Source organism: Sphingopyxis soli, assembly GCF_018682675.1.
Lineage (GTDB): Bacteria > Pseudomonadota > Alphaproteobacteria > Sphingomonadales > Sphingomonadaceae > Sphingopyxis > Sphingopyxis soli.
This window is the reverse complement of sequence record NZ_JAFMTR010000013.1, coordinates 1-12272: the sequence shown is the minus strand read 5'-3', so window position 1 is coordinate 12272 and position 12272 is coordinate 1. Positions and strand designations below refer to the sequence as shown.

Annotated in this window: 16 protein-coding genes; 15 read left to right on the top strand and 1 reads right to left on the bottom strand. The window is 65.6% G+C overall.

From position 1 onward, the window contains the following. The first annotated feature begins 25 nt into the window (after positions 1 to 25). From J1N50_RS01735 to J1N50_RS01670, 14 genes are all read left to right on the top strand, one after another. The gene (locus J1N50_RS01735; protein WP_026108913.1) at positions 26 to 1171 is read left to right on the top strand and encodes a CaiB/BaiF CoA transferase family protein; all 1146 of its coding nucleotides are present in this window, start codon (positions 26 to 28) and stop codon (positions 1169 to 1171) included. A 487-nt stretch (positions 1172 to 1658) separates the two neighbouring features. Then, positions 1659 to 1985 carry a helix-turn-helix domain-containing protein gene (locus tag J1N50_RS01730; RefSeq protein ID WP_017499963.1) on the top strand — a complete coding sequence of 109 codons (327 nt, stop codon included), beginning with the start codon at positions 1659 to 1661 and terminating at the stop codon, positions 1983 to 1985. Positions 1986 to 2071: 86 nt separating this feature from the next. Beyond that, positions 2072 to 2818, top strand: coding sequence for a LuxR family transcriptional regulator (locus J1N50_RS01725; protein ID WP_017499962.1), 747 nt, complete (start codon positions 2072 to 2074; stop codon positions 2816 to 2818). Between the two features lie 92 nt (positions 2819 to 2910). Continuing rightward, positions 2911 to 3525, top strand: coding sequence for an acyl-homoserine-lactone synthase (locus J1N50_RS01720; protein ID WP_017499961.1), 615 nt, complete (start codon positions 2911 to 2913; stop codon positions 3523 to 3525). Positions 3526 to 3530: 5 nt separating this feature from the next. Further along, positions 3531 to 4412: a phytanoyl-CoA dioxygenase family protein gene (locus J1N50_RS01715; RefSeq protein ID WP_017499960.1), complete on the top strand. Its 882-nt coding sequence runs from the start codon at positions 3531 to 3533 to the stop codon at positions 4410 to 4412. Between the two features lie 30 nt (positions 4413 to 4442). Further along, positions 4443 to 4754 carry a helix-turn-helix domain-containing protein gene (locus tag J1N50_RS17995; RefSeq protein ID WP_081095412.1) on the top strand — a complete coding sequence of 104 codons (312 nt, stop codon included), beginning with the start codon at positions 4443 to 4445 and terminating at the stop codon, positions 4752 to 4754. Then, entirely contained in the window at positions 4747 to 5268 is a 522-nt protein-coding gene (locus tag J1N50_RS01705; protein ID WP_017499958.1) for a S26 family signal peptidase, read from the top strand. Before J1N50_RS17995 ends, J1N50_RS01705 begins: the two co-directional genes overlap by 8 nt. Beyond that, a complete protein-coding gene (locus tag J1N50_RS01700; RefSeq protein WP_017499957.1) occupies positions 5256 to 5897 on the top strand; it encodes a lytic transglycosylase domain-containing protein in 642 nt (213 codons plus the stop codon). Before J1N50_RS01705 ends, J1N50_RS01700 begins: the two co-directional genes overlap by 13 nt. Positions 5898 to 5963: 66 nt before the next feature. Further along, positions 5964 to 6407: a hypothetical protein gene (locus tag J1N50_RS01695; RefSeq protein WP_136175471.1), complete on the top strand. Its 444-nt coding sequence runs from the start codon at positions 5964 to 5966 to the stop codon at positions 6405 to 6407. A gap of 515 nt (positions 6408 to 6922) precedes the next feature. Then, on the top strand, positions 6923 to 7894 hold the full coding sequence (locus tag J1N50_RS01690) for an ArdC family protein (protein ID WP_017499955.1): 972 nt from the start codon (positions 6923 to 6925) through the stop codon (positions 7892 to 7894). Next, positions 7891 to 8325 carry a DUF2958 domain-containing protein gene (locus tag J1N50_RS01685; RefSeq protein WP_017499954.1) on the top strand — a complete coding sequence of 145 codons (435 nt, stop codon included), beginning with the start codon at positions 7891 to 7893 and terminating at the stop codon, positions 8323 to 8325. Before J1N50_RS01690 ends, J1N50_RS01685 begins: the two co-directional genes overlap by 4 nt. Before the next feature lie 85 nt (positions 8326 to 8410). Next, the gene (locus tag J1N50_RS01680) at positions 8411 to 10222 is read left to right on the top strand and encodes a ParB/RepB/Spo0J family partition protein (protein ID WP_017499953.1); all 1812 of its coding nucleotides are present in this window, start codon (positions 8411 to 8413) and stop codon (positions 10220 to 10222) included. A 110-nt stretch (positions 10223 to 10332) separates the two neighbouring features. Next, the gene (locus J1N50_RS01675; RefSeq protein WP_017499952.1) at positions 10333 to 10800 is read left to right on the top strand and encodes a hypothetical protein; all 468 of its coding nucleotides are present in this window, start codon (positions 10333 to 10335) and stop codon (positions 10798 to 10800) included. Continuing rightward, a complete protein-coding gene (locus J1N50_RS01670; RefSeq protein ID WP_017499951.1) occupies positions 10793 to 11296 on the top strand; it encodes a hypothetical protein in 504 nt (167 codons plus the stop codon). The genes J1N50_RS01675 and J1N50_RS01670 overlap by 8 nt, the downstream gene beginning before the upstream one ends. A gap of 53 nt (positions 11297 to 11349) precedes the next feature. Here J1N50_RS01670 and J1N50_RS01665 read toward each other — a convergent pair whose 3' ends face one another. Beyond that, entirely contained in the window at positions 11350 to 11577 is a 228-nt protein-coding gene (locus J1N50_RS01665) for a hypothetical protein (RefSeq protein ID WP_017499950.1), read from the bottom strand. A 360-nt stretch (positions 11578 to 11937) separates the two neighbouring features. Between J1N50_RS01665 and J1N50_RS01660 the strand changes: the two genes are divergently transcribed. Then, the gene (locus tag J1N50_RS01660) at positions 11938 to 12258 is read left to right on the top strand and encodes a DUF736 domain-containing protein (RefSeq protein ID WP_017499949.1); all 321 of its coding nucleotides are present in this window, start codon (positions 11938 to 11940) and stop codon (positions 12256 to 12258) included. Positions 12259 to 12272: the final 14 nt, after the last annotated feature.

Here is a 12272-nt window from a genome sequence, read left to right as displayed (position 1 = left end):
AGGTCTCAGACGCAGGTATGCCTGAATGACGAAAACTGGTCCGCTTGCAGGCCTCAAAATACTCGAAATTGCGGGCATCGGCCCGGCGCCGTTTTGCGGAATGCTGTTGGCCGACCTTGGCGCCGATGTCGTCGTCATTGAACGCGTAAGCCCTAACTCCGAAAATATCGATCTTGGCAGCGGCGCCATTGTGAACCGCGGGAAACGTGTAATTGCCTTGGATCTGAAGTCCCCCGAAGGCGTCGCGCATGTCCTGGATCTCGTCCAAAGGGGCGATGTACTGATCGAAGGCATGCGGCCTGGGGTGATGGAGAGGCTCGGCCTTGGTCCCGAGGTTTGCCTAGCGCGTAACCCCCGCCTTGTATTCGGTCGCATGACGGGTTGGGGGCAGCAGGGACCTCTCGCCCAAGCGGCCGGCCATGACATCAACTATATCGCGCTGTCAGGAGCCCTTTGGTATGCTGGGCATCCCGGTGAACCGCCAATGGCGCCGCCAAGCCTGGTAGGCGATATTGGGGGTGGAGCGCTCTATTTGGCCATCGGCGTCCTCGCAGCGGCAATGCACGCGCGGGATACCGGGAATGGGCAAGTGGTTGACGCCGCGATCGTCGATGGGAGCGCTCACATGATGAACTTGCTCCTGAGCCTGAAGGCCGCCGGCCAGGTTGCCAGCATACGCGGCTGCAGCATCCTTGACGGCCCTCACTGGTACTCGACCTATCGGTGCGCCGACGGGAATTTCATCTCAGTCGGATCACTCGAGCCCAAGTTCTATGCGCTGCTTTGCAAAAAGCTGGGGTTGGCCGGCGATAGCAGTTTTGACGACGGCTATGATCGTGATGCCTGGCCCGAGCTCAAGCAGCGTTTTAGCGAGATATTCGCCATGCGGACACGGGAAGAATGGCGCACACTGCTGGAAGGCAGCGATGCCTGCTTTGCCCCCGTGCTTGATCCGGACGAAGCGGCGCGCCATCCTCATATGGCAGCGCGAGGCGTCTATCGGGAGATCGACAATATCCTCCAGGCAATGCCGGCGCCACGTTTTTCGGGCTCGTCACTACCGATCCCCGGACCGATCCCGCTGCATCATGAAGATCCGAGTACAATTCGGCGGGGCTGGAGCAAACCGGACCGCTGCGGGATTACCGCCAGAACCGACTGTTGCGAGTAGTCGGTTGGCATGGTGGGCGGCCAGCGGCCCGACACGAACGGTGATTTCATAACTATGAACCAATGCGACGCTCCGCTTCGCTGCGCTGCATTCAAATCAAAGGAGACAACGACACACAGGCACGTCAAACTATCCGATGATTCCTGTACGCCACGCCGGAACGGCGATTGCGGACGTGTCCACGGGACGTTGTTCGCATCGTGATTCGCTCGGCGCTTGAAATCAATGCTCGCCCCGGATGTGACGACGCCGATGGGATTTCCACTGCGGCGTCCACGGCCAATGTCCTGGCGTGAGGGCTTCGGTCATCGACCGATTCGACCGTCCGAATGCGGTCTTTTGGCGCGCCTGAGAATCCGCATCAGAGTTGAGTGCGCGTTGTTCGGGAATCTCATTTAAATATTTGTAAAAACGTAATAATATAGATAATAACTCCAACCTGTATCCAGTGTGGAGTAATGGTCGCAGGGCGTGAACTTACGCCCTTATGGATGCGTCGAAGTCCTTCAGTTTGAATCTCAGGAAATTGCGGCTTGCGATGCGCATCACGCAAGAAGCGCTCGCCCATGATGCGGGCACGAGCAGCTCTTATCTGAGTGCGATCGAAAATGGCCGGTCGAGCCCGACGCTGAAAGCAATGGAGCGGCTCGCGAAGGCACTCGGCGTTAATGCCGTCTATCTCTTGTCCGGCCGGATATCGATCTCGATCGTTTCGGACGACGAACTGGAAATCGGCGCGATACTGGCGCGCCCGGCGGTGACGCTCCGGCGCCATCCGCACAAGCCGACGGGGCGGCCGAGCAAGACCAAGTAAATCATCGGGGGCTGCACGCGCGTGGGCTGGAACCACGCGCCCGATAGACGCGCCCGCAACGCGCGCGTCGAAAGGAGTGCCCCTCGGTGCCGTTTCGCGACCTCGATGCCTATATTAAGCAGGCCAGGCGCGCGAACAGTGATCGCGAGCTGTTCAGTTGCAGCGAGGCCGCCGCACGCCAGCTCGGCCTCCCATGGCTCGCGATCGTCCAGAGCATGGCCTTCTTTCAGCCCGGTGGGCGATATTTCCGCATGGACAATTTCCAGAGCTGGGGCGACGTTTTCGTCGCCGAAGGCTATTACCGCGACGATCCCGCCTTGCTCGCGGCGCGCTCGACAAGCCGGGCGTTCTGCTGGCACGAAATGGAGCGACTGCTGGGCGGCTTCACGCGGCGACAGGCGCGCATCGTGCGCGAAGCCGCGCGTCATGGCCTGCGCAACGGCCTCACCGTTCCGATTGGCGTCGCCGGCGAGCCGCCCGGATGCTGTACGTTCGCAACGCGCGACGGGCAATTGCCGCCATCGCATATCTGCCGGATCGCGACGCTGATGGCGAGCGAGGCGTTTACCGAGGCGCGGCGCTTGCACGGCTTTCCGGCGCGCCCGCTGAAATTACCCCATCTCAGCCCAAAGCGGCTCGAATGCTTTCGCTTGGCGGCGATGGGCAAGAGCGACGTCGAGATCGGGATCATGATGAACATCGCCCCGACGACAGTGCGCACCTACATGCGTGACCTGCGCGAACATTTCGGAATCTATTCCCGCGCGCAGCTCCCGGCGATCGCGCTCGCCTGCGGAATCGTCTGCATCGAGGAGATCGTCCCGCGGTTCTGAGCGGGATCGCCGCATCCTCAATATTGACGACTGTTTGAGCCCTTCATCTCTGCTCCCTTCGCGACTGTTCAATTTGAACGGGAGCTACTGCCATGATCCATATTGTCAAAGGGTGCTCGCTTACCGATGCGCGCGCCGCCTCGATGTTCGAGGACCGCAAGACCCTGTTCGTCGATCTGCTGGGCTGGGATGTTCCGGTCGTCGGCGGCCGCTATGAAATCGACAGCTATGACGGCGACAAGGCGGTCTATCTGATCGCCACCGACGATGGCTGCATTCACCAGGGGTCGATGCGGCTGCTATCGACAGAGGGCGCACATCTTCTCGCCGATCGTTTCGCGTCGCTCTGCGAGTGCGATGCGCCCCGGGGGGAGCAGGTTCGCGAGATTACGCGACTTTGCCTGCCGCAACGATTGGGCGCCCCCGGACGCCTGCGTGTCCGCAACCGGCTCATCTCGGCGATGGTCGATCATGCGCTCGGCAGCGGAATCACCATGCTAACCGGCGTCGTGACCGCTGCTTTTCGCGAGGAGGTTTTGGCGATGGGCTGGCGCGCAGCGCCGCTCGGCCCCGCGCGCCGCATCGATGGCGCGTTCCTTGGAGCGTTCCGCATCGAGATCTGCGCCGGTACGCCTGCGCTGCTGGCGTCGAACGGCATCTATGTACCGGGTGCGATCACTCCCGATGCGGCGGCAAGAGCCGCGTGAAGGGAATGGCGATGCACGACCCCGCCCGCCTCGCCGCGATGCTGCTCGCCGACGGTTATGTCATTGTCGATAACGCCGTGCCGACCGAGCTAATCACCGCGCTCGAAGCCGAACTCGCACCGCGCTTCGTCGCCACGCCCTTTTGCGAAGGCGGATTCTACGGAGCCCGCACCAAGCGCTTTGGCGCGTTGTTGCGGCGTTCACGGCATATCGCCGGCCTTGTGCTGCACCCGATCATCCGCGGTATCGCCGAAACGGTGCTCGGGGAATGGTGCGATCGTATCGTTCTCAACCTCACCCAGGCGATCGAAATCCATCCCGGCGCGCTCGCGCAGGTGCCGCACCGCGACCAGGATCTCTGGGGCGGCGTCAAGACCGGGATGCACTATCAGATCAACGTCATCTGGCCGATCGATCCGTTCACGCTGGAGAGTGGCGCGACGCTGGTCTGGCCGGGCAGCCATCACGATGCGGCATCGCAACCGGGCGATGCACGTCCGGTCGCCGCCGAAATGCCACCCGGCTCCGCGCTGCTGTTCCTCGGATCGATCCTGCATGGTGCCGGCGCTAACCAGTCCGATCATGTGCGCCGCGCGGTCATCACCTCCTATTGCCTCGGATGGCTGCGGACGTTCGAGAATCAGTATCTCGTCTATCCGCCCGCCATCGCTCGAGCGTTCGATCCCGATCTGGCCGCGCTCATCGGCTATGCCCAGCATCGCCCCAATCTCGGCAATGTCGAAGGCCAGTGCCCGTCCGTGCTGCTTCACCGGGACGATATCGACGGCCTCCCTGCGATCGACGCGCTGCTCCCCGGCCAGGCCGACATGCTGGATGCCTATGTCGCCGAACAGGAAGCCGCGCGTGCGGGCCTGATCGGCGGGTAACGCGGGTTCGTCGGACCGGGCGCTGCACTCATGACACACGATCCAAACCCCGAAGCAGGCGGCGGCGCGCGAACACGGATCGAGGCGGATTCATCCGCTGTGGACGGTGGAGCCACGGCGTCGTCGGCCGCGGAGCGCGCTCGGCGGGCACGCGAGCATTGCCCGTTTCTGACAACCAAGCAGGCCGCGTTCCATCTCGGTCTCGCGGGGGACACGCTCAAGAAGATGCGCCGGGAGCGGCGCGGCCCGCCGTGCCGAAAGCATGGCACCGTCTGGCGCTACCATATCGACGATATCGAGGCCTGGTCGCGCGCGAACATGCGGGAGGGAGGCAATGGCTAGGCTGCTACCCTCCCGTCTGCCGGCTAAACCCACCGCGCTGATCGGTCTCGGCGCGGCCGCGCTGGCGACCACGATCGCGCTGCCGCCAACGCCGTGGCTGGTCTGGAACGCATCGGCCAGCGCGCCGATCGGTCTCTATGCCGTCAGCGGACGGCAGGACATCGCATCGGGCGACATGGTGCTGGTCCGGGTGCCCGACCGCTGGCGCCGGCTCGCCGCCGAGCGGCGCTACATTCCGATCAATATCCCGCTGGTCAAGCGCGTCGCGGCCGCGCCCGGCGATCGCGTCTGTGCGCGCGGGCGGGAGATCTATGTCAACGGCCACCCGGTGGCCGAACGCCGCGAAGCCGATGGCCGCGACCGTCCGATGCCGTGGTGGAATGGCTGCGTGATGTTGCGTTCGGGCGCATTGTTCCTGCTGATGGACAGCCCGGATTCGTTCGATGGGCGTTATTTCGGACCGACATCGCGCGGCGACGTCATCGGCGAGGTGCGACTGCTGTGGCTGGGCTGAGGGTCGCCATCACCGCCCTGGCGCTGCTGGCGGCGGCACCGGCTGACGCGCAGTCGGTCGTTCACTGGCGGCCCTATATCGAGGCAGCCTCGGCGCGTTTCGGCGTGCCGGTAGAATGGATCGAGCGCGTCATGCGCGCCGAGAGCGGCGGGCGCACGGTGCTGGACGGGCGCCCGATTACCAGCCACGCCGGCGCGATGGGACTGATGCAGCTCATGCCCGGCACCTGGTCCGAAATGCGCGCGCGGCTCGGGCTCGGACGTGATCCCCATAGCCCGCGCGACAACATATTGGCGGGGACGCTCTATCTTCGTCTGATGTATGACCGCTTCGGTTATCCCGGACTGTTCGCAGCCTATAACGCGGGACCGGCACGCTATGCCGAGCACGTGCGGACCGGCCGCGCGCTGCCCGGTGAGACCCGCGCCTATCTCGCGAGCGTCGCCGGAGTGCCCGTCAATTCCCGGTCGGCTGTCACGGCCGCCAGTGCAACGCCGCGTACCGTCAATGCCATCTTCTTCGCGATCGGCGACCGGCCCCCTGCCGGCCGGAGCGAAGCCGGTGCGGCCACGCTGTTCGTCGCGCTGCGATCGACGTCGCCCGAGAAGAACGCGCCAGACCGCCCATAGTGCGAGCCGATCGGGGCTTCATGCCGAATCGTGTTTCTGCTATGTTCCGAGCCTATGGAGTTGGTCGTGATGTTGCTCGGTCTGATCCTGTCCGCCACCGGCATCGTCCTCTTCGCCTGGGCGATGTTCCGGCTCGCCGTCTTCGCACTCCCGGTCGGGCTCGGTGCGGCCGCATTTCTGTGGGCGGGGGGTGGCGAACTGGGGCCGTTGCTCGGTCTGCTTCTCGGCCTCGTCGTCGGCGTCGCGGTCTTGCTGATCGGACGCATGCTCATCGCGTCGCGGTTGCCCGTTCCGCTTCGCGGAGCGATCGCGCTTCTCTTCGCCGTGCCCGCCGGGATCGCCGGCGGCAGTGTCGTCTCCAGCCTGATGCAGCTCGGCGGTGCGGGGCCGACCGCGACCGGCATCGCCGCGGCGGTCGGCGCGATCATCATCGCCGGTGCCGCCATGATGAGCCTGTTGCCCGCGATGACCGCTTGCACCGGTTCGAACGGATCCCCGCTGCACGGTTGATCTGTTGGGGCCAGTGGGCCGAGTGCTCGCTCCTCGTGTCACCGCGCGCATGGCGACCACGACGAGAGTGCTTCAAGACGGCAGGGTCTGACCTGACGCATCCGGGTTTTCAGGCGCCTCGCGCCTGCGGCGCGACCGCCGCTCTATTCCGCTAGGCTCACATCCGTTCGCCAAGCTCCACCGGGCCACGCTTCGCGCGTCCCGGCCAAAGGTGACGATCGGACTGGCGGGATGCCGGAGCCTTGCTCCGGCCTGTCGTCGCCGCGCCTGACCGGCGCGGCGGCATTTTTCGTTGGGCCTTCCCCTCGTCGCGCGGGTGGGCGGCGCTCCCTTCTGGGCCCGGCCCGGCGTCCCGCAAGCCGGCCTTCGACTGCGCTCGGGTCCGGCTCCTCCATTGCATTTCGGCCCTGCGGGTGCGGACCGCCTCCTGGCCGCGCCCGGCAGGTCGCAATTCGCCGCCCACCCCCGCTCCGGGGGAGGCCCTGGGGTTTTTGGGGCGGCATTGGAGGATAGCCATGCACCAGACCGGCAGCCAACGCGCGCGCGCAGAGGGCAGCAAACGCCAGCCCCCGGCGGAGCGCGCCAATCTTTACGACGAGGTGACGGGCCGCATTGTTTCCGAACTTGAGGCGGGCCGCTTCCCTTGGGTCCAGCCTTGGGGCCGCCCCAATGGTCAAGGCTTCTCCGCCGCCCCCGGCCTCCCGCGCAACGGGCTCACCAGCCGCAATTACAGCGGCGTCAATGTCCTGATCCTGTGGGGAGCAGTGATCGAGAACGGCTATCCGTCGCAATCGTGGCTGACCTTCCGCCAAGCCTTGGAGGCGGGCGGCAATGTCAGGAAAGGCGAGCGCGGGACAAGGGTTGTCTATGCCGACCGCTTCACCCCCGAAGCCGAGAAGGAACGCGCGCGCCAGACCGGCGGCGAAGCCCGCGCGGTGCCGTTCCTCAAACGCTTCACCGTGTTCAACGTCGCACAGTGCGAAGGCTTGCGCCCCGGCCTTGCCACCGACCCCGCACCGCTTCCCGAACGCCAAGTCGTGCCGATCGCCGAAGCGGTCATTGCGGCATCGGGCGTCGATTTCCGCATCGGTGGGGACAAGGCCTACTATGTCCCGAGCGCCGACTATGTGCAGGTGCCCCCGCAACCGGCCTTCCACGAACAGATCAATTTCTACCGGACGGCGCTGCACGAACTCTGTCATGCCAGCGGCCACCCGTCGCGCCTCAATCGCAATCTGCGCAATGCGTTCGGCAGCAAGGACTATGCGCGCGAAGAATTGATCGCCGAGATGGGATCGGCCTTCCTTTGCGCCGCGCTCGGCATCGTGCCGACCGTTCGTCACGCCGATTATCTGGCATCATGGCTCGACGTGCTGCGCGAGGACAATCGCGCGATCTTTCGCGCGGCCAGTCAGGCGAGCAAGGCCGCCGATTGGCTGCTTGCCCGCTACGCCGAGACGCAGGACGAAGGGAGGGAAGCGGCATGATTACGCTCCCCCATGCGATCCTTTCGGCGCTGCGCGCGAATGCGCGCGCCAGCCGCCTCCACGAGCAGCGCGACGAACGGTTCGACCCGTTCCCGGTGGTCAAATTCTTCAATCCGGTCGGCGCGGCGACGTGGATCGCCACCGAGCTTTACGACGATGGAGACACGCTGTTCGGCCTCGCCGACTTGGGGTTCGGATGCCCGGAAATGGGCGTGTTCTCGCTTACCGAGATTGCGGGCGTCCGCTTGCCCTTCGGCCTGTTCATCGAGCGCGACGAGCATTTCGAGCCGCTGGCCCCGCTTTCGCTATGGTCCGATACCGCGCGGCGCATGGGTGCAATCGTTCTGGCCGAAGCCGAACTTCGCCGCATCACCGATAGCCGGAACGGCAACGAGCTTCCGCCGCCTCTTGATGATCGAGGGGCCGGATGACGCGCGGCGCGTTTCGCCGCATTGAGTGCCGGTCCCGCCCATCCAGCAAGACAAACGGGACCGGCGCTCCAGAAGGAGCAGACCAATGAAACTCGACTTTATCGACCATAGCAAGCTGGTTCCGTCCAAGGTGAACATGCGGCACGGACCCAAGCCCCCGGACGTGGGCGACATTCTGCCCTCGATCCGCAAGCGCGGTGTCATCGTGCCGCTGATCGTGCGCCCGCAGGCGGGCAACGATAATGGCGTCCACGAAATCGTCGCCGGGCGGCGGCGCTGGACGGCGAACGCCATCGCGCTTGTCGAGGGCATCGACCACGGCCCGCTTCCCGTCGCCATCCTCGACGCCGGGGACGACGCCGACGCCATCGAGGCATCGCTTCTCGAGAACACCCGGCTCGATCCCGACGAGGTGACGCGATGGGAAACCTTCGCACGGCTGGTCAAGGAGGGCCGCGACATTGCGGATATCTCCGCGACGTTCGGCATTCCCGAGCTTGGCGTGAAGCGTATCCTAGCGCTCGGCAACCTGCTTCCGCGCATCCGCGATCTTTACCGCAAGGAGAAGATCAACGCGGCGACCGTCCGGCATCTGACGCTGGCGAGCAAGCAGCAGCAGAAGGCATGGCTGGCGCTCTACGACGATGACGACGCCTATTGCCCGACCGGCCAGCAATTGAAGGCATGGCTGTTCGGCGGGCAGTCGATCAAGGTCGAACATGCCCTGTTCGACGTCGATGCGAGCGGCCTTGCGATCGTCGCCGATCTGTTCGGCGAAGACCGCTATTTTGCAGATGCCGACGCGTTCTGGACCGCGCAGAACGCCGTAATCGACGCGCGCAAGGAGGACTATCTGGATGCCGGATGGTTCGACGTGGTGATCGTCCCGCCCGGCGAATATTTCTACCGCTATGAGTTCGCCAAGGCACCCAAGCGCAAGGGCGGGCGCGTGTATATAGATGTGCGCGAAAGCGGCGAGGTCGAGGTCCACGAAGGCTATGTGACGAGCAAGGAGGCCAAGCGGCTCGAACGCGGCGAGGCAATCGAAACCGGCCCCAAAGTGCCGCGCCCCGAAGTGACGAGCACGATGCAGACCTATATCAACCTGCACCGTCATGCCGCTGTCCGCGCCTCGCTGACCCGTCATCCCAAGGTCGCGCTGCGCTTGATGGTCGCCCATGTCATCGTCGGGTCGCCACTGTGGACGGTCAAGCCCGAGCCGCAGACCGCGCGCAACGACGATGTGCGCGAAAGCGTCGAAACTTGCCGCGCGGAAACCGACTTCGACGCGAAGCGCCGCGCCGTATTGGACCTTCTCGGCTTCTCGCCCGAGGAACCGACCGTCACAGGCGGCAACGGCGACGACTTCGGACTGGTCGGCGTGTTCCTGCGCTTGCTCGACGTGCCCGACCGCGCCGTAATGGACGTGATCGTCATCGTCATGGGCGAAACGCTCGCCAGCGGCAGCGCCGCCATCGAGGCGGTCGGCGGCGAGATCGGCGTCGATATGGCCCGCTACTGGCAGGCCGACGACGCCTTTTTCGAGTGTGTCCGCGACAAGGAGGTGCTGACCCGCATCGTCGCCGAGGTGGCGGGCGAACCTGTCGCCGCCGCCAATGCGAAGGAACCGGGCAAGGTCTTGAAGCGCATCGTCCGCGACCATCTGGAGGGTGCGAACGGGCGGCCCAAGGTCGAGGGTTGGGTGCCGAAATGGATGGCGTTCCCGCCCGCTACCTATACGGCGCGCGGCGGCGTCGGCACCGTCGCGGCTCATGCCAAGGTGCTCGCGGCGCGCCCCGACCGCGAGCCGGAACCGACCGGCCCCGGCGCGGTGATTGCGCTTCCGGCCCCTGCCAAGGCCGAGCCGCAGGAACAGCCCGAGCGCGAAGCCGCATGAAACTGGACGGGCGGCGGCGCACCCGCCGCCCGTTCCGTCCCCCATAAAATCGCCGCGCCGCTCGGCCGCAAGCGGCCCTCGCGGCGCGGATTTCAGACAGGAGACTTGTCATGGCCGACCGTGTTTCGGCATCCATCACCATCGGCGGGACGCTCCCCGCCAGCCAGCTTCCCGCCTTCGCCGAGGCCATCGCGAACGAAGGGCTGTCCACCGAATGGGACGGCGAACCCTTCGCGCTCGGCGATCTGCCCGAGGGCGAGCCCTTGGCGCTCATGGCGCACGAGGTCGCCTGGGGGCGGTTCGAGGGACTCGAAGCCTTCTGCATCGCGCATGGGCTTTTCTTCGCGCGCTGGTCGGGCGCCTATGCCTGCCAGTGGGGTGCGGAACGCACCGTGTTCACCGGCAGCGGCGAACCGCAAAGCTACGCTGCCGACGAGGACGACTATATCCTCATGGGGCGCTGCACCGCCGAGCGATTGGGCAGCTATGCGGCGATCATCGCGCATTTCGATGCGGCCGACTTCGCGGTGCCCCCGCTTGTCATCACGCCCGAACGGGAGGAGGCGAGCAATGGCTGACATCTGGATTCAGGGCAGCTTCGCCTTTCGCTGCACCGCCGCCGAGTGCGCGCTGATCGAGGAAGTCGCAAACGCTGGCTACGCGCTAGCGAATGACGACGCGCCCGATCCGCCGAGCGCGGCGCTGCTCGCAGCCTTTCCGCCGGACGATGCGAACGCGCGGTGGAGCGGGTTTCGCGAGGCGTTCAACGATCCCGAATTTCCCACCATCGGAGCCGATTTCATCGCTGAAACCTGCCCCGACGATCCATCCGCGCGGATCGTGTGTTTCGCCAGCATGGACGATTTCGATGCCGCTGCCATCGCGGTGGTGATCCAGCGATGTTGCCCCGAAACGCTCGCCAAGGGGCCGATCGGCTTTGAATGGGCCATGACCTGTTCCAAGCCCCGCATCGGGGAGTTCGGTGGCGGCTGGTGCGCGATTTTCGCAGACCGCATCGAGATCGACGCGACCAACGAGGCGCTGTCGCGCGCGCTCGCGGGCGACGGCAACTAGCCCAAATCGCGCCGCACTGCGCGCTCGCGTGCCGAAAACCCCTGCCGCCTGACCTACCGGGCGGTGCGGCGGATCACCGTCCGGGCGCTTCCGCATAACGTGCATTCGTCCTTCTGCCGCTCGAATCCGCGCGTGCCGCCGAGCGCGCAGGTGACGACATTGGCCTGTGCGGTAACCGACAGGTTGAGCCGGTCAGTCACGCAGGCATCGCACACCGCCGCGCCGTCCAGCCGCACGATCAGCCGTTCGATCTGCCCCGCAATCGTCGTTCCTTCGTTCATCGCCGTGAGGCTATAGCCGCGGCCTCGTGGCCGCGAAAGCAATCATGGCTTCCCGGAAAGACGCCGGACTGGGCTTCCTGTCCGCGCGCGCATCTCGTCCTTTCGTGTCTCACCAACCCGTCGCCGGCTCCTTGGGCGCATGACCTGGGACGGCCGCGCGCCTCGCGAAACCATCGCGCGGAACTGATTTCCCCGCGCCGCTTTGGCGGCGCTCCTCGCGGCCGCTTCGCTCCAAATCAGCCCCGCGCTTCCGGTCCTCCGCTTCGCTTCGGCCTGCGGTTCGCAGCGCGCTCAAGGGCCGTCCCTTCGGTCCGCCCATCGCCCGGCATCGGGTCGGGCGAATGTGCAAGGAGACGAGAAATGCCCTCAATCGGTCATGTCCAGCGCCAGAACGACGGTTCGTTCCGGGGCGCCTTGAAGACGCTTTCGGTCAATGCCGAGATCGCCATCATCCCCAACCGCAGTAAGACCGGGGACCAGCCCGACTACCGCGTGCTGTCGAACGGCGTCGAACTGGGCGGCGGCTGGATCCGCACCGGCGAGGTGAGCCAGCGCGAATATGTCCGCCTCGCCATGTCGGCCCCCGAACTTGGCGGCCGCACCCTCTACGCCAATCTCGGCCGCGCCGCCGGGCAGGACGACGACGACGCGTTCGCCGTTATCTGGAACCCCGGCGACTGAGCCGGATCGGCCCC

Excerpts from the sequence above, each read along its gene's own strand:
- J1N50_RS01735 (WP_026108913.1), top strand. The coding sequence starts at position 26 with ATGACGAAAACTGGTCCGCTTGCAGGCCTCAAAATACTCGAAATTGCG.
- J1N50_RS01730 (WP_017499963.1), top strand. The coding sequence starts at position 1,659 with ATGGATGCGTCGAAGTCCTTCAGTTTGAATCTCAGGAAATTGCGGCTT.
- J1N50_RS01720 (WP_017499961.1), top strand. The coding sequence starts at position 2,911 with ATGATCCATATTGTCAAAGGGTGCTCGCTTACCGATGCGCGCGCCGCC.
- J1N50_RS01715 (WP_017499960.1), top strand. The coding sequence starts at position 3,531 with ATGGCGATGCACGACCCCGCCCGCCTCGCCGCGATGCTGCTCGCCGAC.
- J1N50_RS17995 (WP_081095412.1), top strand. The coding sequence starts at position 4,443 with ATGACACACGATCCAAACCCCGAAGCAGGCGGCGGCGCGCGAACACGG.
- J1N50_RS01705 (WP_017499958.1), top strand. The coding sequence starts at position 4,747 with ATGGCTAGGCTGCTACCCTCCCGTCTGCCGGCTAAACCCACCGCGCTG.
- J1N50_RS01690 (WP_017499955.1), top strand. The coding sequence starts at position 6,923 with ATGCACCAGACCGGCAGCCAACGCGCGCGCGCAGAGGGCAGCAAACGC.
- J1N50_RS01685 (WP_017499954.1), top strand. The coding sequence starts at position 7,891 with ATGATTACGCTCCCCCATGCGATCCTTTCGGCGCTGCGCGCGAATGCG.
- J1N50_RS01680 (WP_017499953.1), top strand. The coding sequence starts at position 8,411 with ATGAAACTCGACTTTATCGACCATAGCAAGCTGGTTCCGTCCAAGGTG.
- J1N50_RS01675 (WP_017499952.1), top strand. The coding sequence starts at position 10,333 with ATGGCCGACCGTGTTTCGGCATCCATCACCATCGGCGGGACGCTCCCC.
- J1N50_RS01670 (WP_017499951.1), top strand. The coding sequence starts at position 10,793 with ATGGCTGACATCTGGATTCAGGGCAGCTTCGCCTTTCGCTGCACCGCC.
- J1N50_RS01665 (WP_017499950.1), bottom strand. The coding sequence starts at position 11,577 with ATGAACGAAGGAACGACGATTGCGGGGCAGATCGAACGGCTGATCGTG.
- J1N50_RS01660 (WP_017499949.1), top strand. The coding sequence starts at position 11,938 with ATGCCCTCAATCGGTCATGTCCAGCGCCAGAACGACGGTTCGTTCCGG.